This is a genomic window from Azospirillum lipoferum 4B, from assembly GCF_000283655.1.
GTDB classification, from domain to species: Bacteria; Pseudomonadota; Alphaproteobacteria; order Azospirillales; family Azospirillaceae; genus Azospirillum; species Azospirillum lipoferum_C.
The window spans coordinates 2,824,033-2,846,727 of the sequence record NC_016622.1 but is presented as its reverse complement, the minus strand read 5'-3'; the positions used below and the strand labels follow the sequence as shown (position 1 = coordinate 2,846,727).

22 protein-coding genes are annotated in these 22,695 nt (G+C 67.4%); 15 read left to right on the top strand and 7 right to left on the bottom strand.

Annotated features, from left to right (window positions below):
- Position 1 precedes the first annotated feature (1 nt).
- The 5 genes from mnmE (at position 2) to AZOLI_RS13195 (ending at position 5,740) form a co-directional block, all read left to right on the top strand.
- On the top strand, positions 2–1,330 hold the full coding sequence (mnmE, locus tag AZOLI_RS13215) for a tRNA uridine-5-carboxymethylaminomethyl(34) synthesis GTPase MnmE (RefSeq protein WP_014249165.1): 1,329 nt from the start codon (positions 2–4) through the stop codon (positions 1,328–1,330).
- Positions 1,331–1,462: 132 nt separating this feature from the next.
- Positions 1,463–3,358, top strand: coding sequence for a tRNA uridine-5-carboxymethylaminomethyl(34) synthesis enzyme MnmG (gene mnmG, locus AZOLI_RS13210; protein WP_044550947.1), 1,896 nt, complete (start codon positions 1,463–1,465; stop codon positions 3,356–3,358).
- A complete protein-coding gene (rsmG, locus tag AZOLI_RS13205; protein WP_014249163.1) occupies positions 3,355–3,969 on the top strand; it encodes a 16S rRNA (guanine(527)-N(7))-methyltransferase RsmG in 615 nt (204 codons plus the stop codon). The genes mnmG and rsmG overlap by 4 nt, the downstream gene beginning before the upstream one ends.
- 65 nt (positions 3,970–4,034) lie before the next feature.
- The gene (locus AZOLI_RS13200) at positions 4,035–4,832 is read left to right on the top strand and encodes a ParA family protein (RefSeq protein ID WP_014249162.1); all 798 of its coding nucleotides are present in this window, start codon (positions 4,035–4,037) and stop codon (positions 4,830–4,832) included.
- Positions 4,829–5,740, top strand: coding sequence for a ParB/RepB/Spo0J family partition protein (locus tag AZOLI_RS13195; protein ID WP_014249161.1), 912 nt, complete (start codon positions 4,829–4,831; stop codon positions 5,738–5,740). The genes AZOLI_RS13200 and AZOLI_RS13195 overlap by 4 nt, the downstream gene beginning before the upstream one ends.
- Positions 5,741–5,877: 137 nt before the next feature.
- Here AZOLI_RS13195 and AZOLI_RS13190 read toward each other — a convergent pair whose 3' ends face one another.
- From AZOLI_RS13190 to rph, 4 genes are read right to left on the bottom strand one after another with little or no spacing between them, the layout of a single operon-like run.
- On the bottom strand, positions 5,878–6,372 hold the full coding sequence (locus AZOLI_RS13190; RefSeq protein WP_014249160.1) for a dihydrofolate reductase: 495 nt from the start codon (positions 6,370–6,372) through the stop codon (positions 5,878–5,880).
- Between the two features lie 34 nt (positions 6,373–6,406).
- The gene (gene hemW / locus AZOLI_RS13185; protein WP_014249159.1) at positions 6,407–7,576 is read right to left on the bottom strand and encodes a radical SAM family heme chaperone HemW; all 1,170 of its coding nucleotides are present in this window, start codon (positions 7,574–7,576) and stop codon (positions 6,407–6,409) included.
- Positions 7,564–8,163 carry an RdgB/HAM1 family non-canonical purine NTP pyrophosphatase gene (rdgB, locus tag AZOLI_RS13180; RefSeq protein ID WP_014249158.1) on the bottom strand — a complete coding sequence of 200 codons (600 nt, stop codon included), beginning with the start codon at positions 8,161–8,163 and terminating at the stop codon, positions 7,564–7,566. Before rdgB ends, hemW begins: the two co-directional genes overlap by 13 nt.
- A 27-nt stretch (positions 8,164–8,190) precedes the next feature.
- Positions 8,191–8,910 (bottom strand): ribonuclease PH, encoded by a 720-nt coding sequence (rph, locus tag AZOLI_RS13175; RefSeq protein WP_014249157.1) that lies wholly within the window; start codon positions 8,908–8,910, stop codon positions 8,191–8,193.
- Between the two features lie 331 nt (positions 8,911–9,241).
- On the opposite strand from rph, the gene AZOLI_RS13170 reads away from it, so the two are divergent.
- The 3 genes from AZOLI_RS13170 (at position 9,242) to AZOLI_RS13160 (ending at position 12,315) form a co-directional block, all read left to right on the top strand.
- Positions 9,242–11,506, top strand: a complete 2,265-nt coding sequence (locus AZOLI_RS13170) for an NADP-dependent malic enzyme (RefSeq protein WP_014249156.1) — start codon at positions 9,242–9,244, stop codon at positions 11,504–11,506.
- A gap of 105 nt (positions 11,507–11,611) precedes the next feature.
- Positions 11,612–11,863, top strand: a complete 252-nt coding sequence (locus AZOLI_RS13165; protein ID WP_014249155.1) for a type II toxin-antitoxin system Phd/YefM family antitoxin — start codon at positions 11,612–11,614, stop codon at positions 11,861–11,863.
- The gene (locus tag AZOLI_RS13160) at positions 11,860–12,315 is read left to right on the top strand and encodes a PIN domain-containing protein (protein ID WP_044550175.1); all 456 of its coding nucleotides are present in this window, start codon (positions 11,860–11,862) and stop codon (positions 12,313–12,315) included. The genes AZOLI_RS13165 and AZOLI_RS13160 overlap by 4 nt, the downstream gene beginning before the upstream one ends.
- Before the next feature lie 15 nt (positions 12,316–12,330).
- On the opposite strand, the gene AZOLI_RS13155 is transcribed toward AZOLI_RS13160, so the two are convergent.
- Both AZOLI_RS13155 and AZOLI_RS13150 read right to left on the bottom strand, forming a co-directional pair.
- Positions 12,331–12,870, bottom strand: a complete 540-nt coding sequence (locus AZOLI_RS13155) for a GNAT family N-acetyltransferase (RefSeq protein WP_244442489.1) — start codon at positions 12,868–12,870, stop codon at positions 12,331–12,333.
- Positions 12,871–12,911: 41 nt separating this feature from the next.
- Positions 12,912–13,538, bottom strand: a complete 627-nt coding sequence (locus AZOLI_RS13150) for a helix-turn-helix domain-containing protein (RefSeq protein WP_197541517.1) — start codon at positions 13,536–13,538, stop codon at positions 12,912–12,914.
- Positions 13,539–13,676: 138 nt separating this feature from the next.
- Here AZOLI_RS13150 and AZOLI_RS13145 point away from each other — a divergent pair, with 138 nt between their 5' ends.
- The 7 genes from AZOLI_RS13145 to AZOLI_RS13115 all read left to right on the top strand — a co-directional run bounded on the left by AZOLI_RS13145 (position 13,677) and on the right by AZOLI_RS13115 (position 21,748).
- Complete coding sequence (locus AZOLI_RS13145; protein ID WP_014249152.1) at positions 13,677–15,323, top strand: ATP-binding protein; 1,647 nt, start codon at positions 13,677–13,679, stop codon at positions 15,321–15,323.
- Positions 15,324–15,443: 120 nt separating this feature from the next.
- On the top strand, positions 15,444–16,499 hold the full coding sequence (locus AZOLI_RS13140) for a PstS family phosphate ABC transporter substrate-binding protein (RefSeq protein WP_014249151.1): 1,056 nt from the start codon (positions 15,444–15,446) through the stop codon (positions 16,497–16,499).
- Positions 16,500–16,527: 28 nt separating this feature from the next.
- Complete coding sequence (pstC, locus tag AZOLI_RS13135; protein WP_014249150.1) at positions 16,528–17,910, top strand: phosphate ABC transporter permease subunit PstC; 1,383 nt, start codon at positions 16,528–16,530, stop codon at positions 17,908–17,910.
- Positions 17,903–19,216: a phosphate ABC transporter permease PstA gene (gene pstA / locus AZOLI_RS13130; protein WP_014249149.1), complete on the top strand. Its 1,314-nt coding sequence runs from the start codon at positions 17,903–17,905 to the stop codon at positions 19,214–19,216. The genes pstC and pstA overlap by 8 nt, the downstream gene beginning before the upstream one ends.
- A gap of 127 nt (positions 19,217–19,343) precedes the next feature.
- Positions 19,344–20,090 carry a phosphate ABC transporter ATP-binding protein PstB gene (pstB, locus tag AZOLI_RS13125; RefSeq protein ID WP_044550935.1) on the top strand — a complete coding sequence of 249 codons (747 nt, stop codon included), beginning with the start codon at positions 19,344–19,346 and terminating at the stop codon, positions 20,088–20,090.
- Positions 20,091–20,199: 109 nt separating this feature from the next.
- Positions 20,200–20,904: a phosphate regulon transcriptional regulator PhoB gene (phoB, locus tag AZOLI_RS13120; RefSeq protein WP_014249147.1), complete on the top strand. Its 705-nt coding sequence runs from the start codon at positions 20,200–20,202 to the stop codon at positions 20,902–20,904.
- Between the two features lie 115 nt (positions 20,905–21,019).
- Complete coding sequence (locus AZOLI_RS13115) at positions 21,020–21,748, top strand: SAM hydrolase/SAM-dependent halogenase family protein (protein ID WP_014249146.1); 729 nt, start codon at positions 21,020–21,022, stop codon at positions 21,746–21,748.
- Between the two features lie 80 nt (positions 21,749–21,828).
- Here AZOLI_RS13115 and AZOLI_RS13110 read toward each other — a convergent pair whose 3' ends face one another.
- On the bottom strand, positions 21,829–22,566 hold the full coding sequence (locus tag AZOLI_RS13110) for a Bax inhibitor-1/YccA family protein (RefSeq protein WP_014249145.1): 738 nt from the start codon (positions 22,564–22,566) through the stop codon (positions 21,829–21,831).
- Positions 22,567–22,695 lie beyond the last annotated feature (129 nt).

Genomic DNA, 22,695 nt, shown 5'->3' with positions numbered 1-22,695 from the left:
GATGTTCACCACCATCTACGCGCTCGCCACTGCCCCCGGCCGATCCGGTGTGGCGGTGGTTCGCATTTCGGGACCGGAGGCGGGATCCGCCCTCGCCGCCTTGACCGGCCGTCCCCTGCCTGCACCACGCCGTGCCGTGCTGACCAAGTTGCGCGATCCGCGGAGCGGCGACGCGCTGGACGATGCGCTGGTTCTGCGCTTCACCGCCCCCGCCAGCTTCACCGGCGAGGATGTGGTGGAGCTGCACCTGCATGGCGGCCGTGCCGTCGTCAGCGGCGTGATCGAGGCGCTTGCCACCCTGCCGGGCTTGCGGCTGGCCGAACCCGGCGAGTTCACCCGCCGCGCTTTCGAGAACGGCAAGCTCGACCTGACGGAGGCCGAAGCGGTCGCCGACCTGATCGATGCCGAGACCAACGCCCAGCGCCGTCAGGCTCTGCGGCAGATGGGGGGTGCGCTCGGCCGGCTCTATGATGGCTGGCGGGAGCGGCTGACCCGCGCGCTGGCCCACATCGAAGCCGACATCGACTTCGCCGAAGATGACCTGCCCGGCGGTGTCGCCGACGCCGTCCGACCGGTGATCGCCGGTCTGGCCGGGGAGATTGCCGCCCATCTCGACGACGGCGGCCGCGGTGAGCGTCTGCGCGAGGGGCTGCACATCGCCATCGTCGGTGCGCCGAATGCCGGCAAGTCGAGCCTGTTGAACGCGCTCGCCCGGCGTGACGCCGCCATCGTCTCTGCCCGCGCCGGAACCACCCGCGACATCATCGAGGTGCATCTCGATCTTGGCGGCTATCCGGTCGTGCTGGCCGATACCGCCGGCCTGCGCGAGGCGGCCGCCGACGAGGTGGAGGAGGAAGGCATCCGCCGCGCCCGCGACCGGGCGGCGCGGGCCGACGTGAAGGTGGCGGTGTTCGACGCAACGACCCTGCCCGACCTGGATCCGGCGACGCTGGACCTGATCGACCGCGACACGGTGGTGGTGTTCAACAAGACCGACCTTGCGACCGCCACCGACCTGCGGCCGGATCTGTCCCCGATCCTGGTCTCTGCCCGGACCGGGGCTGGGCTGAAGGCTCTGGAGGAGAAGCTGACGGAGTTCAGCGCCGACCGCCTTGCGATCGGCAGCGCGCCCTCCCTGACCCGCGCCCGTCACCGTGCGGCGCTGACCGAGTGTCGTGAGTCGCTGCTGCGGGCATTGGATGCGCCACTTCCCGAACTGGCAGCGGAGGATGTGCGTCTCGCCAGCCGGGCGCTTGGGCGCATCACCGGACGGGTGGATGTGGAGGATCTGCTGGACGTGATCTTCCGGGACTTCTGCATCGGGAAGTGAGGGCGTGTTTCACGTGAAACAGCGGGTGGGGTGTTGAGGCGATTGCCCCCAACCTTTCCGTAACTCCCCCACCCCACGATATCCCTGCCCCGCCTCTTGGATCCCAGCGTCCATTCCGCTATGGTCCCGCGCATGCGAAGCTATGATGTCATCGTTGTCGGCGGCGGTCACGCCGGCTGTGAGGCGGCTGCGGCGGCAGCGCGCATGGGTGCGCGCACGCTCCTGCTGACCCACAAGGTCGAAACCATCGGCGAGATGTCCTGCAACCCCGCCATCGGCGGCTTGGCCAAGGGCCATCTGGTGCGGGAGATCGATGCGCTGGACGGGGTGATGGCGAAAGCCATCGACCGCGGTGGCATCCAGTTCCGCATCCTGAACCGCAGCAAGGGTCCCGCCGTGCGTGGACCGCGCGCCCAGGCCGACCGCAAGCTCTATCGTCAGGCGATGCAGTCGCTGATGGCCGAACAGGAGAACCTGTTCATCGAAGCCGGCGGTGCCGAGGACCTGATCGTCGATGCGGATTCCAGTATTTCTGGGCAGCGCATCACCGGCGTCGTCACCGGGGCCGGCGAGTCCATCCGCGCCGGCGCCGTGGTGCTGACCACCGGCACCTTCCTGCGCGGCCTGATCCACATTGGGGAGGAGCGCACTCCTGCCGGCCGCGTCGGCGAGGCGCCGTCCATCGGCTTGTCCGACACGCTGGCCCGGCTCGGATTTCCGCTCGGCCGACTGAAGACCGGCACGCCGCCGCGGCTCGACGGCCGCACCATCGATTGGGATGCGCTGGAGAAGCAGCCAGGCGACACCCCGCCCCCGCCCTTCTCCTATATGACCGAGCGGATCGACACGCCGCAGATCGATTGCGCGATCACCTGGACGACGCCGGAGGCCCATGCGCTGATCCGTGCCAACCTGCATCGCGCGCCGATGTATTCCGGCCAGATCACCGGAACCGGTCCGCGCTATTGCCCGTCCATCGAGGATAAGGTCGTCCGCTTCGCCGAAAAGGAGAAGCACCAGATCTTCCTCGAGCCGGAAGGTCTGGACGATCCTACCGTCTATCCGAACGGCATCTCCACCTCCCTGCCCCGCGACGTGCAGCTCGGCATTCTCGCCAGCATGCCGGGGCTGGAGAAGGTGGTGATGATCCGCCCCGGCTATGCCATCGAATACGACTATGTCGATCCGCGCGAACTGAAGCCGACGCTGGAGACCCGCCGGGCACCGCGTCTGTTCCTGGCCGGCCAGATCAACGGAACCACCGGCTATGAAGAGGCGGCGGCCCAGGGCCTGATGGCCGGGATCAACGCGGCTTTGGCTGCAGGCGGCAACCGGGACGGCTTCGTGCTCGACCGTGCCGACGCCTATATCGGCGTGCTGATCGACGATCTGATCGGCCGGGGCACCAACGAGCCCTACCGCATGTTCACCTCGCGCGCCGAATATCGGCTGCTGCTGCGCGCCGACAACGCCGACCAGCGTCTGACCGACAAGGGCGTTGTTATCGGCTGCGTCGGCTCCGAGCGTCGTGACGTCTTCGCCGCCAAGAGTGCCGCACTGTCGGCCGGTCGCGCGCTGGTCGCCTCGCTGCAAGCGACGCCGGCGGAACTCGCTCGCCAGGGTGTCGCGGTGAACCAGGACGGCGTGCGACGCAGTGCCGCCGACCTGCTGCGCTATCCCGACATCGACCTCGCTGCGCTGACCCGCCTGTGGCCGGAACTGGGCGAGATCGCACCGGAGATCGCCGAGCAGTTGGAGATCGACGGCAAATATGCCGGCTATCTCGGTCGGCAGGAGGCCGATATTCGCGCCTTCCGCAAGGACGAGTCCCTCGCCTTGCCAGACGATCTCGATGTCGACGGCATCGGCAGCCTGTCCGCCGAAATCCGCCAGAAGCTGCGCCAGTCGCGTCCGGCGACATTGGGTGCGGCGGCCCGCATTCCCGGCATGACCCCGGCCGCTCTGGTCGCCCTGCTCCGTCATGTGAAACGTCGCGATGCGATTTCCTCTGAGGTGGCCGCGGAATGAGCGGGTTCGATGCCGTCGCATTTCAGGAGGCCACCGGTGTTTCACGTGAAACACTCGACCGCCTGATTGCCTATGAGGGGCTGCTGCGCAAGTGGCAGCCGAAGATCAATCTGGTCGGCCCCTCCACCCTGCCCGATGCCTGGAAGCGTCACTTCCTCGATTCCGCCCAGCTCTATCCGCTGTTGCCGGAGGGCACGCGGGTTCTGGTCGATCTCGGCAGCGGCGCCGGCTTTCCCGGTCTGGTGCTCGCCATTCTCGGTGTGCCGCAGGTGCATCTGATCGAGAGCGATGTGCGCAAATGCGCCTTCCTCCGCGAGGTCGCCCGCGTCTGCGAAGCGCCGGTCACCGTTCACACCAAGCGGATCGAGACCGTCACCGGGATCGAGGCCGATGTCGTCACAGCCCGTGCATTGGCGCCGCTGGCCGACCTGTTCGCCTGGGCCCATCCCTTCATCGGATCGCGCGGCAAGTGCCTGTTTCTCAAGGGCGCGGCACTGGACGACGAATTGACCGCCACCACGCAATATTGGACAATGAACTCTGAGCGATTTGACAGCCGCACCGATCCGAGCGGAACCATCCTGCGTGTGAGTCACCTTGAGCGTGCATGAAGACCGTGCCTGACACTGTTGTTCCCCCGCCTTCTTCCCGCCAACCGGACTCCCGAGAGGCTGCCATGTCTGCCGTCACCCGTCCCCTTGCCCGTGTGGTTGCGATTGCCAACCAGAAGGGCGGCGTGGGCAAGACCACGACGACGATCAACCTTGCCACCGCGCTCGCCGTCATCGGCAAGCGGGTGCTGGTGATCGATCTCGACCCGCAGGGCAATGCGTCCACCGGGCTCGGCATTTCGCGCTCCGACCGCCGCGTCGGCATCTATGACGTGCTGTTCGACGACGTGTCGCTGGAGGATGCCGCTACCCCTTCCTCAGTGCCGAACCTGTCGATCATCACCTCGTCGGTCGACCTGTCGGGTGCGGAGATCGAGCTGGTCGGCGCCGAGCGGCGTGAGTTCCGCCTGCGCGAGGCGGTCGCCAACAGCGCGCTGGAATACGACTATGTCCTGATCGACTGCCCGCCGGCGCTGGGTCTGCTGACGCTGAACGCGCTGGTCGCCTCTCATGCCGTGATGGTTCCCCTGCAGTGCGAGTTCTACGCGCTGGAGGGTCTCAGCCATCTGGTCCGCACCATCGAGCGGGTGAAGCGCGCCTTCAACCCGAACCTCGACATCCACGGCGTCGTACTGACCATGTTCGACAAGCGCAACAACCTGTCGGACATGGTGGCGGCGGACGTTCGTGGTTTCTTCGGGGAGAAGGTGTACGACACCGTGATCCCGCGCAACGTCAAGGTCTCCGAAGCGCCGTCGCACGGCAAGCCGGTGCTGATCTATGACATGCGCTGCCCCGGATCCCAGGCCTACATCCATCTGGCGGGCGAGGTGCTGCGCCGTGAGAAGAGACTGACCGCATGATCGACGACACCAAGCAAGGAGGCGCCCGCCGCGCCAGCCTGGGCCGCGGCCTCTCCGCCCTGTTCGGCGAGGCGACCGAGGATTATTCGGCGCTCGACAAGGTGCGGCAGTCCAAGCAGGTGCCGATCGAGTTCGTCCACCCCGGCAAATACCAGCCGCGGCGGAAGTTCGACGAAGAGGCGATCAGCGGCCTTGTCGAGTCCATCCGCGACAAGGGTATCCTTCAGCCGCTGCTGGTGCGCCGTGACGCCGAGGACGCGAACTCCTACGAGCTGATCGCCGGCGAACGCCGCTGGCGCGCCGCGCAGATCGCCGGCCTGCACGAGGTGCCGGTCATCATCCGCGATCTCAGCGACCGCGAGGCGCTGGAAATCGCGCTGATCGAGAACATCCAGCGCCAGGATCTGACCCCTCTGGAAGAGGCGGAGGGTTACCGCCGCCTGATGGAGGAGTTCGAGCACACGCAGGAGGATCTGGCCCGCGCCGTCGGCAAGAGCCGCAGCCATGTCGCCAACATGATGCGCCTGCTGGCTCTGCCGGATCCGGTCAAGTCGATGGTGCAGGACGGCGCGCTGACTGCCGGCCATGCCCGCGCCCTGCTGACCGCCCCGGATCCGGCCGCAGCCGCCCGCGAGGTGGTCAGCCGTGGCCTGAACGTCCGCCAGACCGAAGACCTGATGCGTGGCGACCAGCCCAAGGCGAAGAAGGGCAAGGCCGCGAATGACGGATCCGGCACCGCCCCGGCGATGAAGGACGTCGATCTGATCAATCTGGAGGAGGAGATCTCCGCCCGCATCGGGCTGAAGGTCGCAATCAATCCGCAGGGTCAGCGCGGGACGATCACCATCCACTACCAGACGCTCGACCAGCTGGATGACGTGCTGCACCGGCTGGGGGGAGAGGAGTAAGGGGAGGTTCGTAAGGGTTTTTCCCCCTCCCCAACCCTCCCCCGCTCCGCGGGAGAGGGAGTTGAGGGCCAGAACAGCGGAGTTCCCTCTCCCGCGGAACGCGGGGGAGGGTCAGGGAGGGGGCAAAGGCACTTTCCCTATCCCTGCGCCTTCTCCAGGTCGATGTAGCGGTAGAACAGCCCGTTCTCTTCCATGGGCGCGCTCGACCAGACCTCCACCCACTCCGCACCGATGGGCGGCATCAGCGTGTCGCCCTCCATCGCGCTCTCCACGCGGGTCAGGTGCAGGCAGTCGGCGATGGGCAGAGTCTCGCGGAACAGCGCAGCGCCGCCGATGACACAGAGTTCCGCCGCGCCGGACTCTTGCGCCCAGGCAATCGCGGCTCCCAAGCCGGAGAACCAGCGGGCGCCGTCATGCTCCCCGACTGCGGCCTGATGGCTGACGACGAGGTTGTCGCGGCCGGGAAGCGGGTGCAGCGGCAGCGACTCCCAGGTTTTGCGACCCATCAGCACCGGTTTGCCCATGGTCAGCTGCTTGAACCGGCGCAGATCGCCGGGCAGAGCCCAGGGCAATCGGCCATCGCGGCCGATCACGTCGTTCATCGCAGCGGCCACAATCAGACTGATGCGCATCCCCTGCCCTTTCGTGGTTCGGAACGGGCAGATCTTACGCCAAAATTGCGCTGAGCACCGCGTTCAGTCGCTGTAGCCCCTCCGATGTCGCAGACAGGCGATCCCTATCGCGGATGAGGAAGCCGCCTTCGATCAGGCGGGACAACGCCGCCGGCTCCACGAAATCGTCCAGCGTCCGGCCGGATTCCTCCACCAGACGGGCAAGCCACACCCCTTCGCTCAGGCGCAGCCCCATCATCAGCAGCTCGGTGCCACGGGCATCATGGTCAATCGGATCGGGAGCGGAGGCGCCATGGCCGTCGCGTTCCACCCGCTCCAGCCAGATTTCCGGGGCACGATGGGCGCGGGTCGCAAACTTCTCGCCGTCGAGCGTCAGACGCCCATGGGCACCGGGGCCGATGCCGACATAGTCGCCATAGCGCCAATAGGTCAGGTTGTGGCGGCTTTCCTCGCCCGGACGGGCGTGGTTGGAAATCTCATAGGCCGGCAGCCCCGCCGCCGTAAGCTGGCTCTGCGTCGCCTCGTAGAGGTCGCCGGCGAGATCCTCGTCGGGCAGCACCAGATCGCCGCGGGCATGCATCGGGTAGAAGGCCGTCCCCTCCTCGATCGTCAGCTGATAGACCGAGAGATGACCGACGGCGTAATCCAGCGCCCGCGCCAACTCCGCCTGCCAGGCCGCCACCGTCTGGCCGGGGCGGGCATAGATCAGGTCGAAGGAAAAGCGGTCGAAGGTCCGCGCCGCCAGTTCGATGGCGCCGGTGGCCTCCGCGGCATTATGCTGACGGCCGAGGAACTTCAGGCTGGCATCGTCCAGCGCCTGGATGCCGAGAGAAACGCGGTTGATCCCGGCGGTGCGGAAGGCGCGGAACTTGTCGGCTTCGACGGAGGTCGGGTTGGCCTCCAGCGTCACCTCCAGCCGCTCGGCGACCGGCCAGCGTTGGGCGACGCGGTCGATGATGGCGCCCACCGTTGCCGGCTCCATCAGCGACGGGGTGCCGCCGCCGAAGAAGATCGAGGTGACGGTGCGCCCGGCGGTCAGGTCGGCGTAATGGTCCAGCTCGCGCAGCAGCCCGGCCCGCCAGCGGTCATGGTCGACACGCTCGCGGACATGGCTGTTGAAATCGCAATAGGGGCACTTCGACTTGCAGAAGGGCCAATGGACGTAGACGGCAAACCCGGGATCGGATGCACTCACCGGAAACACCGCTCCACCAGCTGGCGGAAGGCATCGGCGCGGTGGCTCATCTCGTGCTTCTTGGCCGGATCCATTTCGCCGAAGGTCAGGCCGTGGCCGTCCGGCAGGAACATCGGGTCATAGCCGAAGCCATGCGGCCCGCGCGGCGGCCAGACCAGCGTGCCGTAGCAGCGGCCCTCCACCGTCTCGACATGGCCGTCCGGCCAGGCGAGCGACAGGGCGCAGACGAAATAGGCGCTGCGGTCGCTCTTTCCGGCAAGACCGTCCTCGACCTTTTGCATCGCCATGGCGAAGTCCTTGGCCGGGCCGGCCCAGCGGGCGGAGTAGATGCCGGGATCGCCGTTCAGCGCCGGCACCACCAGCCCGCTGTCGTCGGCGAGCGCGACATGGCCGGCGGCGGCCGCAGCCTTGGCCTTCAGCTCCGCATTGGCGATGAAGGTGGAGCCGGTCTCTTCCGGTTCGGGCAGGCCCAGCTCCCCGGCCGAGGTGAAGGTGGCGACATAGGGGCCGAGCAGGTCGGCGATCTCGCGCACCTTGCCCTTGTTGTGGCTGGCGATGACGAGGGTGTCGCCGGTGAAGCGGCGGGGAGCGGACATGGTTATGAACCTCTGGCTGATACGGCCTTACTTGATGCCGAGAACCTGCTTCTGCAACGTCACCAGCTCGTTCACGCCCTTGCGGGCGAGCGCCAGCAGCTCCATGAACTGCGGCTCGGAGAAGGGGGTTTCCTCGGCGGTGCCCTGGATTTCGACGATGCCGGCCTTGCCGGTCAGGACGAAGTTGGCATCGGCCTGGGCCTTGGAATCCTCGTCATAGTCGAGGTCGAGCACGGCGTTGCCCTGGAACAGGCCGCAGGACACGGCGGCGACCTGATCGGTCAGCGGCATGGTCTTCAGCGCGCCGATCTGCATCAGGTGCTGGAAGGCCAGATGCAGGGCGACATAGCTGCCGGTGATGGCGGCGGTGCGGGTGCCGCCGTCGGCCTGGATGACGTCGCAGTCGATCTTGATCTGCTTCTCGCCCATCGCCGAACGGTCGGTGACGGCGCGCAGGGCGCGGCCGATCAGCCGCTGGATCTCCTGGGTGCGGCCGGACTGCTTGCCCTTCGCCGCCTCGCGGTCGGTGCGGCTGTGGGTGGAGCGCGGCAGCATGCCGTATTCGGCGGTGACCCAGCCGAGCCCGGTGTTCTTCAGGAAGCGCGGCACCGTCTCGTCGACGCTGGCCGTGCACAGCACATGCGTGTTGCCGAAGCGCACCATGCAGGAGCCCTCGGCATAGCGGCTGAAGCCGGGTTCGAGGGAGACGGTGCGCAGTTGGTCGAAGGCGCGGCCGGAGGGGCGCATGGGCATCATTCCGAAGGTCGGTTGCAATGGGGCGGCAAGCTAACGGCTCCGTCCGTTCCCGTCCAGCATGGCGTCCCGCATACCCGTCGCCATGGGCATGCGAGCCCGGCCGTGCGCCGGGCGGAAGCGACTTGGATGGGAAGGCAAGCAAACTGGATGTGTCGTTAATCGGTAAAAAAATGCATGATTCGTACAAAATGGCGTTGATGGAGGCTTGGCGAGTTGCGCATTCGGCGTATACCATCGCTGCCCCACCGTCGGCAGCGCACCGCACAAAAAGGCATCAACGACGACCGACGGGCTGCACACTCCGTTGAGGAACACGACATCCATGTCCGACACCAAGCGCGTCACCGACGAAGAGGCCCTGCTGCTGCATTCCAGCGGCCGGCCCGGCAAGCTGGAAATCACCCCGACCAAGCCGCTGACGACCCAGCGCGATCTGGCGCTCGCCTATTCGCCCGGCGTCGCCGTGCCCTGCCTGCGCATCGCCGAGGATCCGTCGCTCGCCTACGACTACACGGCGAAGGGCAACATCGTCGCCATCATCTCCAACGGCACGGCGGTGCTGGGGCTGGGCGACCTGGGCGCGCTCGCCGGCAAGCCGGTGATGGAAGGCAAGGCGGTGCTGTTCAAGCGCTTCGCCGACGTCGACGGCATCGACCTGGAGGTCGACACCCGCGACGTGGACGAGTTCGTCAACTGCGTGCGCTTCCTCGGCCCCAGCTTCGGCGGCATCAACCTGGAAGACATCAAGGCGCCCGACTGCTTCATCATTGAGGAGCGGCTGCGCGAACTGCTGGACATTCCGGTCTTCCATGACGACCAGCACGGCACCGCGATCATCGCCGCCGCCGGCCTGATCAACGCCTGCGACATCACCGGCCGCAAGATCGAGGACGTGAAGATGGTGGTGAACGGCGCCGGTGCGGCGGGCATCGCCTGCGCCGAGCTGTTCTGCACGATGGGTGTTTCACGTGAAAACATCATCCTGTGCGACACCAAGGGCGTGGTCTATCGCGGCCGCACCAGCGGCATGAACCAGTGGAAGTCGTCCTTCGCCGTCGACACCGACAAGCGCACGCTGGAAGAGGCGGTGGCGGGCTCCGACGTCTTCGTCGGCCTGTCGGCCAAGGGGGCGATGACGCCGGAGATGGTGAAGTCGATGGCGGCCAAGCCGATCATCTTCGCTCTGGCCAACCCCGATCCGGAAATCACGCCGGAGGAGGTCAAGGCGGTGCGCAGCGACGCCATCGTCGCGACCGGCCGGTCCGACTATCCGAACCAGGTCAACAACGTCCTGGGCTTCCCCTATCTGTTCCGCGGCGCGCTGGATGTCCGCGCCACCACCATCAACGAGGCGATGAAGGTCGCCGCCGCCAAGGCGCTGGCGGCGCTGGCGCGCGAGGATGTGCCGGACGAGGTCGATGCAGCCTATTCCGGGCGCCGGCTGCGCTATGGCCCCGACTACATCATTCCGGTGCCCTTCGACCCGCGCCTGATCGTCACCGTTCCGGCCGCGGTCGCCCAGGCGGCGATGGAAAGCGGCGTGGCGCGCAAGCCGATCCTCGACCTGACCAGCTACAAGCATTCCCTGCGCACCCGTCTGGACCCGACCGCCGACAGCCTGGAGCTGATCCTGGAGAAGGTGCGGACCAACCCGCGCCGCGTCGTCTTCGCCGAGGGCGAGGAGGAGCGGACGATCCGCGCCGCCATGGCCTTCCGCGCCCACGGCTACGGCACGCCGGTGCTGATCGGCCGCGAAGAGGTGATCAGGGAACAGCTGGTGGCGATGGGCCAGCCCAACGTCCAGTTCGAAATCCACAACGCCCGCCTGTCGGACGCCAACCGCCGCTATGCCGACCATCTCTACCGCCGCCTGCAGCGCAAGGGCGCCCTGCTGCGCGACTGCCAGCGGATGGTCAACCAGGACCGCAACGTCTTCGCCGCCTGCATGGTGGCGCAGGGCGATGCCCATGCCATGGTGACCGGCCTGACCCGCAGCTTCGGCGTCGCCTATGAGGAGCTCCGTCGCGTCATCGACCCGAAGGCGAACGAGCCGGTCTTCGGCCTGCACCTGTTCATCACCCGAAACCGCACCGTCTTCATCGCCGACACCACCGTCCATGTCCGCCCCGACGGCAAGACGCTGGCCGACATCGCTGTCGGTGCCGCGGCCAAGGCCCGGCAGATGGGGCATGAGCCGCGGGTGGCGTTGCTGTCCTTCTCCAACTTCGGCCAGACGCCGCACCCGAACACCGATCCGCTGCGCGAGGCCCTGTCGATCCTCGACAGCCGCCGGGTCGATTTCGAGTATGACGGCGAGATGTCGGCCGACGTGGCGCTGGATTACCAGCTGATGAAGCGGGTCTACCCGTTCTCGCGGCTGTCCGGTCCGGCCAACGTGCTGATCATGCCCGGCCTGCATTCGGCCAACATCTCGGCCAAGCTGCTGAACAAGATGGCCGGCGGCCAGATGATCGGCCCGCTGCTGATCGGCTTGGACAAGCCGGCGCAGATCGTCAGCATGGGCGCCTCGGTGAACGACATCGTCACCGCCGCGGCCCTGGCGGCGCATGACTCGCTGCCGTGGTGAGGTGATAGCGTTCCCTCCTCCGTCCTAGCGGAGGGGGGAACATGGCATTTCGGGCCTGGGCGCTCTATATTGCGTAGAGCGCAATCCTGTGATTGAGGGCTGCCCATGCCGGACGGTCTTGTCAGCGCGGCGGAAGCGAGCCGTGACTTCCCGAAAATGCTGCGCGAGGTCCAGGATGGTGCCCGCATCACCATCACCAAGGATGGAAAACCGGTCGCCATTCTGTTGCCCGCCGATGCATCCACCGCGGATACCGATCGCAGCACGGCGCATCGACGGATGATGGAACTGCTTGCGCAAGGGCTGCCGCTTGACTTCCGAGGCGGAGTCGACCGTGACGACGTGCATTCCCGATGATGCTGGCCGGCATCGATACCAACATTCTCCTCTATGCCGCCGATGGCGCCGGCGACCCGGTAAAGCATCGGAGAGCGGTCGATCTTCTGGATCGGCTTGGTGCGAGCGGGCGCGGGTTGCTGCCGCTTCAGACATTGACGGAGTTCTATTCGGTTGCGGTCAGGAAGTACCATGCTCCGCCAGACCGGGCCTCGCGTTACGTAGACGTGTGGAGCAGCGTATTTCCCGTGCGTGAAGCTGTTTTCGCGGATGTCACCGATGCCATGCGAGTGCACCGGGACCATGGTGTCCAGTTCTGGGACGGCATGATCTGGTCGGTCGTCAAGCGTGCCGGTGGTCGTGTCCTCTTCAGCGAGGATCTGCAGGATGGTCGGGAGCTTGAAGGAGTCCGGTTCCTGAACCCGTTCGCTCCGGCCAACGCCTCGGCTCTTGAAGAGGTCCTTACGTCCTAAAGGCCCCGCCCGTCATCACCGCAACGCCTTGTAGAAGTATGTCGTGTCGCAGAACCCGCCCTCCGGCCACAGGGCGTAGTTCGGGATGACTCCCACCTTCACCCAGCCGGCGCGGGTGTACAGGCGTTCGGCATCGGGTGAGGAGGTGTCCAGCACCAGCAGGGTCTTGCCGGCGGCGCGGGCGGCATCCTCGGCGGCCTGCATCAGGATGGCGCCGACGCCACGGCGGCGGGCGCGGCGATGGACCAGCATCTTGGACAGGTCGGCGCGGTGGGGCTGGTTCGGCGGCTGGCCGACCACCAGCTGGACGGTGCCCAGCACGCCCTCCCCGTCCTCAGCCACCAGCAGAATGCGGTCGTCCTGCTCCACTCCCATCGCCACGTTCCGCCAGAAGTCTTCGGCGGTGGCGCGGTCGAGCGGTGCCATGAAGCTGACGGAGGCGCCACCCGCCACGCAATCCAGCAGCACATCGGTCAGCCCCGGCACGGCGGCATGGGCTTGCGGACCCGAGAGCATGCGCACCGTCACGGCGGTCGCCCCGCTCCCCTCACTCACTCGTCCGGCTTCCGCGCAAGCACTGTCCATGGCATGCTCCTTCAGCGTTTAAAGGCGTTTAAGGCGGGGCGGCCGTCGGTGGTCAGCGCCACGATGTAGCGGGCGGCGCGGTCGGTCGGGTTGTGGAAGCCGGTCGGCCGGTCGAGCCGCATGGCGAGGCAGTCGCCGGTCGACAGGCGGTGCGTCGCCTCCCCCACCGTCAGGTCGATTGTGCCGTCCAGAAGATAGACCTGCTGCTCCACCGTCGCGGCGCGGTTGCCGCTGTCGTAGGAGACGCGGGCACCCGGCGGCAACTCCACCTCCACCAGTTCGATGGGGGACGGGAAGCCCGGCGGCGACAGGTTGCGGCGGCGGTAGCCGGTGGCAGGGTCGGTCCAGGCAATCTGATCGGTGCGGCGAGCGACGGGGTTGGCGTCTGCCCGTTCGGCCTCCGCGAACAAGGCGGCCAGCGTCACGCCCAGCCCGGCGGCGAGCCGGTCGAGGACGGAGGCGGTCGGGCTGCTTTCCCCCCGTTCGACCAGCGAGATCATGGAACGGCTGACGCCCGATCGTTCGGCCAAGCCGTCGAGGGTCAGCCCGCGCTCGCCCCGCAGGGCTCGAAGGCGGACGGCAATGCGCCTGTCGATGTCGGTCTTCGTGTTCTCCATGATGATAGAATGAAGTTCCATGATACTGGAGTCAACGAGGGAGCGCACAGAGCCGGTCATGAATCTTTTATGACCCTCGCGCGGCATGCACGACGATGGTGTAGAAGGGCTGATCGTCAAGCTGCCCACCTATTCCCCCACTGATCCGGTGCCGTTCCCATGCGCCTGAAGGCGTCGCCGCCCACCCCGCTGCTGACCGCGATCCTGTTGATGCTGGCGCCCCTGCTGGGCGTGCTGGCCTGGGCGGTCCATGCCGGGGTGCTGCATGGCGGGCTGGCACTGGTCGCAGCGGCGCTGGCGCTGACGGGTGCAATGCTGGTGCTGCGCACCTACCGGCGCGATGCCGATGCGATGACCGATTACGCCGCCCGGCTGGCGGAAGCCGACGAGCCGCTGGTTCCGGCCGGTACGCGGCCCGCCCTGAAGGCGTTGACCGCGACCATCGGCCGGCTGCACCGGGTCGGCCTGCGCCGGGCGGAAAGCGTACGGATGCAGCTGGACGCGGATGAAGCGGTGATCGACGCCCTGCCCGCCCCGCTGCTGCTGATGGATGCGGAACGGCAGGTGGTGCGCGCCAACCAGACCGCGCGGGAGCTGTTCGGCGACAAGGTGGTGGACCGCGACCTCGCCTCCTCCCTGCGCACGCCGGCGGTGCTGGAGGCCGTGGACTCGGTCCTGCGCGGCGGTGCGTCCCGCATCATCGAATTCACGCTGCCGGTGCCGGTGGAGCGCAGCTTCGAGGCACAGGTCAAGCCCTTCCAGCGGCTGGTGCCGGAACCCGATCCCTCGCTGCTGGACGGCGAGATCGAGGAGGAGCCGGCGCCGCGTCCGCCCACCGTCGCCCGCATGGCGATCCTGACCCTGCACGACGTCACCGCCGCCCGCCGGTCGGAGCAGATGCGGGCCGACTTCATCGCCAATGCCAGCCACGAACTGCGCACGCCGCTGTCTTCGCTGCTGGGCTTCATCGAGACGCTGCGCGGCCCGGCGCGCGACGATCCCGAGGCGCAGGACCGCTTCCTGTCGATCATGCACGATCAGGCCAGCCGCATGACCCGGCTGGTCAACGACCTGCTGTCGCTGTCCCGCATCGAGCTGGACGAGCATATGCCGCCCAACGGCCGGGTCGATGTGGTGGAGGAGCTGGAGAACGTCATCGCCGCACTGGAGCTGAAGGCCGCCCAGCGCCGCATCCGCCTGCGGCTGGAGGCGCCGGAGACCCTGCCCTATGTTGTCGGCGACGAGGACCAGCTGACCCAGGTCTTCCAAAATCTGGTCAGCAACGCAATCAAGTACACGCGCGAGGACACCGACGTGACCGTCACCGTGGCGCTGGCGGACGGCGCGGCCGTCGGCTTTGCGGGCTTGCCCACTCCGAGTGGTATCATGGCGAAGGACAAGCGCGTGGTGCGCAGCGGCACATCCATGGTGTCGGTGTCGGTGCGCGACCATGGTGACGGCATTGCCCGCACCCACCTGCCCCGCCTGACCGAGCGTTTCTACCGGGTCGATGCCGCGCGGTCCCGCGCCATGGGCGGCACCGGGCTGGGGCTTGCCATCGTCAAGCATATCCTGAACCGACACCGTGGCCGCCTGACCATCGAAAGCGAGGTGGGGGTGGGCAGCGCCTTCACCGTCTATCTGCCCGCGGCGGGAGAGGCCCAATCCCCCTCTTCCCCCCGGGGAGAGGGCCGGGGTGAGGGGGAGGCACTGCGTGCATTCTCCAGAGCTCCCGCCGCGCGACCCCCTCACCCTAACCCTCTCTCCGGGGGGGAGAGAGGATTTGGAGCTGGGCGAGAGGGGTGAAGCGGCTCTGTGACTGAGTCATGAAAGTGTCATAAAAACGCAATCAATCGGTCGCCCTCCGGGTCTATGGTCCGCGCCATTCCGATGGACCAGTCTCCGTTTCCTTAAGGAGGGGCACCCATGACCACCCGGACCCACGTCTTCGCCGCGACCGCCTTGAGCCTGGGATTGGGCATTGCCCTCGGCCTCGCCGCCGTCCCCGCTTCTGCGCAGACGCGCGATCAGATCCGCGCAGTCGGCTCCTCCACCGTCTTCCCCTTCACCACCGCGGTGGCCGAGGCCTTCGGCAAGACCGGCAAGTTCAAGACGCCGGTCGTCGAATCGACCGGCACCGGCGGCGGGTTGAAGCTGTTCTGCGCCGGTGTCGGCCCGGCCCATCCCGACATCGCCAACGCCTCGCGCCGCATCAAGAAGTCCGAGGTCGACCAGTGCGCCGCCAACGGCGTCACCACGATCACCGAGCTGAAGATCGGCTATGACGGCATCGCGTTGGCCTCGTCCAAGAAGGCGGCCCCGGTGTCCCTGTCGACGGTCGTGCTGTGGAAGGCGCTGGCGAAGGAGGTGCCGGTGAACGGCGCCATGGCCGCCAACCCGTACAAGCTGTGGTCGGACATCGACCCGTCGCTGCCCAAGGCGGCGATCGAGGTGCTGGGCCCGCCCCCCACCTCCGGAACGCGCGACACCTTCAACGAGCTGGCGATGCTGGAAGGCTGCAAGAAGGTGGCCGAGGTCGCCAAGGCGATCCCCGACGAGAAGGCGCGCGAGCGTGCCTGCATGACCATCCGTGAGGACGGCGGCTATGTCGAGGCCGGCGAGAACGACAACCTGATCGTCCAGAAACTGACCGCCAATCCCAACGCCTTCGGCGTGTTCGGCTATAGCTATCTCGACCAGAACCGCGACACGCTGCGTGCGGCGAAGATGGACGGGGTGGAGCTGACGGCGGAAACGGTGGCGGCCGGCAAATACGAGCTGGCACGTCCGCTCTACATCTATGTCAAGAACGCCCATGCCGGGGTCATTCCGGGCATCCGCGAGTTCATCGGCGAATATACCTCCGAGCGCGCGATGGGCGAGGACGGCTATCTGGTCGACAAGGGCCTGATTCCGGAGCCGAAGGCCCTGCGCGACGCCGCCCGCACCCAGGCGGTCGGCCTGACGCCGCTGCAGTTCTGACCACCCAGTCTTCCTCCGGGCATCCCGCATGCAGCTGACCCTCCTCGCCATGATCCTGGCCCTGCTCACCGTGATCGGCTTCATGTCCGGCCGATCGCGCGCGGCGGCGTCCGTCGGCGGGCGGGTGGCGGAACTGCATTCGGTGCCCTCCTACCACGGTGTCTATGTGGCTCTGTGGGCCGGGCTGCCGGCGCTGCTGCTGTTCGTGGCCTGGACGGCGTCGGAAGGCTGGCTCGCCATGCAGCTGGTCCTGTCCTCCCTGCCGGAGCGGCTGACCACCGGCGACGGCCAGTCGGTCGCCCTGCTGAAGGCCGACATCCTCAACCTCGCCCGCGGCGTCGCCACCGGGCGCGAGCCCGACCCGCTGGTGCGGGACGCCGCCCGCCGCTATGCGGAGCTGCGCGAGCTTGCCGACTGGAGCCTGCTGGCCGTCGGCGCCAGCCTGGCGGTCGCCGGCCTCGCCTGGGGCCGCCACCGCATCGGGCCGGACCTGCGCGCCCGCCCGGTGGTGGAGCGGGTGGTGCGGGTGGCGCTGGTCGTCTGTTCGATGGTCGCCATCCTGACCACGGTCGGCATCGTCCTGTCGCTGCTGTTCGAGGCGCTGCGCTTCTTCACCGTCGTCTCGCCGCTCGACTTCCTGTTCGGCACCCATTGGAGCCCGCAGATGGCGATGCGGGCCGATCAGGTCGGCTCCAGCGGCTCCTTCGGCGCGATTCCGCTGTTCGCCGGCACGCTGTTGATTACCGTCATCGCCATGTTGGTGGCGGTGCCGGTCGGGCTGATGGCGGCGATCTACATGTCCGAATATGCCGGACGCGGCGTGCGCACCTGGCTGAAACCGGCTCTGGAGATCCTGGCCGGCATTCCGACCGTGGTCTACGGCTTCTTCGCCGCGCTGACCATGGCGCCCTTCGTCCGCTCGGTGGGCGAGGCGCTGGGGCTGGACGTCAGTTCGGAATCGGCGCTGGCGGCCGGCATCGTCATGGGGGTGATGATCATCCCCTTCGTCAGCTCGCTGTCCGACGACGTCATCAACGCGGTGCCGCAGAGCTTGCGCGACGGCTCTTACGGGCTGGGCGCCACCAAGTCGGAGACGATCAAGCAGGTGGTTCTGCCGGCGGCGCTGCCGGGCATCGTCGCCGCGGTGATGCTGGCGGTCAGCCGCGCCATCGGCGAGACGATGATCGTCACCATGGCGTCCGGCCTGACCGCCAACATGACCGCCAACCCGCTGCAGGCGGTGACCACCGTCACCACCCAGATCGCCACGCTGCTGGTCGGCGACCAGGAGTTCGACAGCCCGAAGACGCTGTCGGCCTTCGGCCTCGGCCTCGTGCTGTTCCTCGTCACGCTCTGCCTCAACATGGTCGCCCTGCGGGTGGTCCGGACCTATCGGGAAAAATATGACTGACCTCGTCGAGCAGGACGCGGCGGCCGTGGCGCCCTCCCCCGGCTCCAACGGTGCGGCGAAGTCGCGGGTCCGGAGCGAAGCCTTCGCCCGCCGCCTGCGCGCCCGCCATGCCGCGGAACGCCGCTTCCGGTTGGCCGGGGCGGCGGCGGTGGCGCTGGCGGCGCTGATGCTGGTGGTTCTGCTGGGCTCCATCGTCGCCAAGGGCAGCACCGCCTTCTGGGAAGCGCGGATCAGGCTGGAGGTGACGCTGGACCCGGCCGAGGTCGCCGAGCGCAACTACACTCCCCTGCTGCGCCGGGCGCTCCATGCCCAGTTCCCGCAGGTGACCGACCGCGCCGGCAAACGCGTGCTGAACGACCTGCTGTCGTCGGGCGCGCCGTACGAGCTGGAGGCGATGGTCGCCAAGAACCCGGCGCTGGTCGGCACCACCCTGACCGTCTGGGTGCGCGCCGACGACGAGATCGACCAGCTGGTGAAGGGCCGCTACCGCCGCGACCTGCCGGAGAGCGAGCGTGGGCTCAGCGATGCCAAGATCGCCGCGGCCGATGCGTTGCTGGCCTCCGGCGCGCTGGCGCAGGGCTTCAACACCACCCTGTTCACCGCCGGCGACAGCCGCGAGCCGGAACAGGCAGGCATCGGCGGCGCCATCGTCGGTTCGCTGCTGACGCTCCTGGTGACCATGGCGCTGTCGGTGCCGGTCGGCATCTCCGCCGCGGTCTATCTGGAGGAGTTCGCGCCGAAGAACCGCTGGACCGACCTGATCGAGGTGAACATCAACAACCTCGCCGCGGTGCCGTCGATCATCTTCGGCCTGCTGGGTCTTGCCGTTTTCCTGGGTTTCTTCGGCATGCCGCGTTCGGCGCCGCTGGTCGGTGGGCTGGTGATGGCGCTGATGACGCTGCCGGTGATCATCATCTCGGCCCGCGTCGCGCTGAAGGCGGTGCCGCCGTCGATCCGCGAGGCGGCGCTGGGCATCGGCGCCTCGCCCTTGCAGACGGTTCTGCACCATGTGCTGCCGCTGGCGATGCCCGGCATCCTCACCGGCACCATCATCGGCATGGCCCGCGCGCTGGGCGAGACGGCACCGCTGCTGATGATCGGCATGGTCGCCTTCATCGTCGACGTGCCCCATGGGCTGACCGACAGTGCCACGGTGCTGCCCGTTCAAATCTACATGTGGGCCGACAGCCCGGAGCGTGCCTTCACCGAACGCACCTCGGCGGCGATCCTGATCCTGCTCGGCGTCCTGATCCTGCTGAACGGGACGGCCGTGATCCTGCGCAAGATTTTCGAGAGACGGTGGTGAGCGCCCCATGAGCATTACGAGCGGCATCCCGAGCGGCATCCCGAGTCCGCTGAAGCTGCGGCCCCGCGGCGACCAGCGCCCCGGTCAACACCCTGGGCAGCAGTCCGGTGCCGTCCTGCCCAACAAGATGACCGCCCGCGGGGTGAAGGTGTTCTACGGTGCCAAGCAGGCGCTGAAGGGCATCGACCTCGACATCCACGAGAGCCGGGTGCTGGCGCTGATCGGCCCGTCCGGCTGCGGCAAGTCGACCTTCCTGCGCTGCCTGAACCGGATGAACGACACCGTCGAGGGCTGCCGGGTCGAGGGACGGATCGCGCTGGACGGCGAGGACGTCTACGGCAAGGCGGTCGATGCGGTGCAGCTGCGCGCCCGCGTCGGCATGGTGTTCCAGAAACCGAACCCGTTTCCGAAGTCGATCTACGACAACATCGCCTATGGTCCGCGCATTCACGGCCTGGCTTCCGGCCGCGACGAGCTGGACGAGGTGGTGCAGAGTTCGCTGAAGCGCGCCGGCCTGTGGGGCGAGGTGAAGGACCGCCTGCGCGAGCCCGGCACCAGCCTGTCCGGCGGCCAGCAGCAGCGGCTGTGCATCGCCCGCGCCATCGCCGTCAGCCCCGAGGTGATCCTGATGGACGAGCCCTGCTCGGCGCTCGACCCCATCGCGACCGCCCATATCGAGGAGCTGATCGACGAGCTGCGGGCCAACTACACCATCGTCATCGTCACCCACAACATGCAGCAGGCCGCCCGCGTGTCGCAGCGCACCGCCTTCTTCCATCTGGGCGAGATGGTGGAGTGCGACGACACCGAGGAAATCTTCACGAACCCGCGCGACGAGCGCACCCAGGGCTACATCACCGGCCGCTACGGCTGAGAGCCCTGCTCCTAAAAGCCTTGCCTGATTTTGCGCCCCTTCCCTCCTTTGTTGAAAAGGCTGTCCCATGCCGGTTAACGTCGAGACGCGCGCTGTGAACGGAGCCTCCATGAACGCGGCCCTGAAGCCGCTCGTCCTGGTCGTCGAGGACGAGGCCGACATTCTGACGCTGTTGAAGTACAACCTGGAAAAGGAAGGCTTCCGCGTCGCCACCGCCAGCGACGGCGAGGAGGCCCTGCTGGCCGCCGGCGAACAGACGCCGCACATCGTGCTGCTCGACTGGATGCTACCGCTGATGAGCGGGCTGGAGGTCTGCCGCCAGCTGCGCCGCAACGCCAAGACCCGCGACATCCCGATCATCATGCTGACCGCCCGCGGCGAGGAAGGCGACCGGGTGCGCGGCCTGAATTCCGGCGCCGACGACTACATCACCAAGCCCTTCTCCCCGACCGAGCTGGTGGCCCGCATGCGCGCGGTCCTGCGCCGCGCCTCGCCCGGCATGACGGACGAGGTGCTGACCTTCGCCGACGTGACGATGGATCTGGCCGCCCACCGCGTACGCCGCAATGGGCGCGACGTACATCTCGGTCCGACGGAATTCCGCCTGCTGCGCCACTTCATGCAGCATCCCGGCCGCGTCTTCTCGCGCGAACAGCTGCTCGATCTGGTGTGGGGCCATGACGTGTACGTCGAGCCGCGCACGGTCGACGTACACATCCGCCGCCTGCGCAAGGCGATGAACGAAGAGGAAGAACTGGATCTGATCCGCACCGTGCGGTCGGCAGGCTACGCGCTGGATACGAAGTCGATGTGATTCGGGGTCAGATCCCCGCCTAACCTCCCCCGCACAAGCACTTGTCCCCTCCCCCGCCCAGCGGGGGAGGGTTAGGGTGGGGGCAAGACCGCCGACACTGGTGAGAATGCCCTCCATGATCCTGCTCTTCACCGACTTCGGCCTCTCCGGCCCCTACACCGGCCAGATGAAGGCGGTGCTGGCGCAGCAGGCGCCAACCGTCCCGGTCATCGACCTGTTCGCCGACGCCCCCGCCTTCGACCCGCAGCTGTCGGCCTACCTTCTGGCCGCCTACGCCCCGGCCTTCCCCGCCGGCAGCGTCTTTCTCTGCGTCGTCGATCCGGGTGTCGGCACCGACCGGCGGCCGGTGATGGTGGAGGCCGATGGGCGGTGGTTCGTCGGCCCCGACAACGGCCTCTTCGCCCTGATCGCCCGCCGCGCAACGTCGCTAAAGGCCTGGACCATCGACTGGATTCCGGACCGGCTGTCCGCCAGCTTCCACGGCCGCGACCTGTTCGCCCCCGTGGCCGCCGATCTGGCGACCGGCCGGCCGGTGCAGCGCAGCCGCCTCACCCTCGCTGCCATCGACCGCCCCGACTGGCCGGACGAGCTGGCGCGCATCGTCTATGTCGATGTCTACGGCAACGCCATGACCGGCATGCGGGCGTCCACCCTGCCCGCCGCCGCCATGCTGACCGCCGCCGGCACCCGCATCGCCCGCGCCCGCACCTTCGGCGCCGTCGGGCCGGGCGAGCCGCTGTGGTACGAGAACTCCAACGGGCTGGCCGAGATCGCCGTCAACCGCGGGCGGGCCGATCAAGCGCTTGGTCTCAAGGTCGGCGATGCGGTGACGGTCGGGTCCTGAAAAGAAAACCGCCCGGAAGCGGGTGCTTCCGGGCGGCTGCTGTATTGATGCGATGCTTGTCCGATCAGGCGTCTTCAGGCTCAGTCGTTGTTGCGCTGACCCAGGAACTGCAGCAGGAACTGCAGCAGGAACTGGAACAGGTTGATGAAGTCCAGGTACAGCGTCAGGGCGCCCATCAGGGCCAGCTTGCCGGTGCTCTCGTGATCGTAGCCCTCGGCGTAGCTTTCCTTGATCGCCTGGGTGTCGTAGGCGGTCAGGCCGGTGAAGATCAGCACGCCGATGGCGGAGATCGCGAAGTGCAGGGCTGGCGACTGGAAGAAGATGTTCGCCAAGCCGGCGATCACCAGACCGATGACGCCCATCATCAGGAACGAGCCCATCTTCGACAGGTCGGCCTTCGTGGTGTAGCCGTACAGGCTCATCGCCAGGAAGGTCGCGGCGGTGACGAAGAAGGTCAGCGCGATCGACGCCCCGGTGAAGACCAGGAAGATGGCCGACATCGACAGGCCCATCGCGCCGCAGTAGGCCCAGAAAATCATCTGTGCCGATGCGAAGGACAGGCGCTGGATGCCGAAGGACAGCACCATCACGAACGCCAGCGGGGCCAGCATCACCACCCACTTCAGCGGAGTGCCGAAGATGGCCGCCATCATGGCCGGGCTGGACGACACGAGCGCGGCGACCAGGCCCGTCAGGATCAGGCCGGCGCCCATGTAGTTGTACACGCGCAGCATGTGCTGGCGCAGGCCTTCGTCGAAGTATCCCCGATCTGTCGCGCGGCCTGCGGTCGCGAAGCGGTTATAGGTCGGGTCTGCCATGTTGGTTTCCTCGGTGGAATAGGGTGATCCCGTCGCCATGACATATTGGCGAGTCCGCAATTCGGTTCAATAGGAATCGGCAGCGGTTTTCCAAGATGAAAAAGCTTTCACGATTCGTTTTTGCTATGG

Excerpts from the sequence above, each read along its gene's own strand:
- mnmE (WP_014249165.1), top strand. The coding sequence starts at position 2 with ATGTTCACCACCATCTACGCGCTCGCCACTGCCCCCGGCCGATCCGGT.
- mnmG (WP_044550947.1), top strand. The coding sequence starts at position 1,463 with ATGCGAAGCTATGATGTCATCGTTGTCGGCGGCGGTCACGCCGGCTGT.
- rsmG (WP_014249163.1), top strand. The coding sequence starts at position 3,355 with ATGAGCGGGTTCGATGCCGTCGCATTTCAGGAGGCCACCGGTGTTTCA.
- AZOLI_RS13200 (WP_014249162.1), top strand. The coding sequence starts at position 4,035 with ATGTCTGCCGTCACCCGTCCCCTTGCCCGTGTGGTTGCGATTGCCAAC.
- AZOLI_RS13195 (WP_014249161.1), top strand. The coding sequence starts at position 4,829 with ATGATCGACGACACCAAGCAAGGAGGCGCCCGCCGCGCCAGCCTGGGC.
- AZOLI_RS13190 (WP_014249160.1), bottom strand. The coding sequence starts at position 6,372 with ATGCGCATCAGTCTGATTGTGGCCGCTGCGATGAACGACGTGATCGGC.
- rdgB (WP_014249158.1), bottom strand. The coding sequence starts at position 8,163 with ATGTCCGCTCCCCGCCGCTTCACCGGCGACACCCTCGTCATCGCCAGC.
- rph (WP_014249157.1), bottom strand. The coding sequence starts at position 8,910 with ATGCGCCCCTCCGGCCGCGCCTTCGACCAACTGCGCACCGTCTCCCTC.
- AZOLI_RS13170 (WP_014249156.1), top strand. The coding sequence starts at position 9,242 with ATGTCCGACACCAAGCGCGTCACCGACGAAGAGGCCCTGCTGCTGCAT.
- AZOLI_RS13165 (WP_014249155.1), top strand. The coding sequence starts at position 11,612 with ATGCCGGACGGTCTTGTCAGCGCGGCGGAAGCGAGCCGTGACTTCCCG.
- AZOLI_RS13160 (WP_044550175.1), top strand. The coding sequence starts at position 11,860 with ATGATGCTGGCCGGCATCGATACCAACATTCTCCTCTATGCCGCCGAT.
- AZOLI_RS13150 (WP_197541517.1), bottom strand. The coding sequence starts at position 13,538 with ATGGAACTTCATTCTATCATCATGGAGAACACGAAGACCGACATCGAC.
- AZOLI_RS13145 (WP_014249152.1), top strand. The coding sequence starts at position 13,677 with ATGCGCCTGAAGGCGTCGCCGCCCACCCCGCTGCTGACCGCGATCCTG.
- AZOLI_RS13140 (WP_014249151.1), top strand. The coding sequence starts at position 15,444 with ATGACCACCCGGACCCACGTCTTCGCCGCGACCGCCTTGAGCCTGGGA.
- pstC (WP_014249150.1), top strand. The coding sequence starts at position 16,528 with ATGCAGCTGACCCTCCTCGCCATGATCCTGGCCCTGCTCACCGTGATC.
- pstA (WP_014249149.1), top strand. The coding sequence starts at position 17,903 with ATGACTGACCTCGTCGAGCAGGACGCGGCGGCCGTGGCGCCCTCCCCC.
- pstB (WP_044550935.1), top strand. The coding sequence starts at position 19,344 with ATGACCGCCCGCGGGGTGAAGGTGTTCTACGGTGCCAAGCAGGCGCTG.
- phoB (WP_014249147.1), top strand. The coding sequence starts at position 20,200 with ATGAACGCGGCCCTGAAGCCGCTCGTCCTGGTCGTCGAGGACGAGGCC.
- AZOLI_RS13115 (WP_014249146.1), top strand. The coding sequence starts at position 21,020 with ATGATCCTGCTCTTCACCGACTTCGGCCTCTCCGGCCCCTACACCGGC.
- AZOLI_RS13110 (WP_014249145.1), bottom strand. The coding sequence starts at position 22,566 with ATGGCAGACCCGACCTATAACCGCTTCGCGACCGCAGGCCGCGCGACA.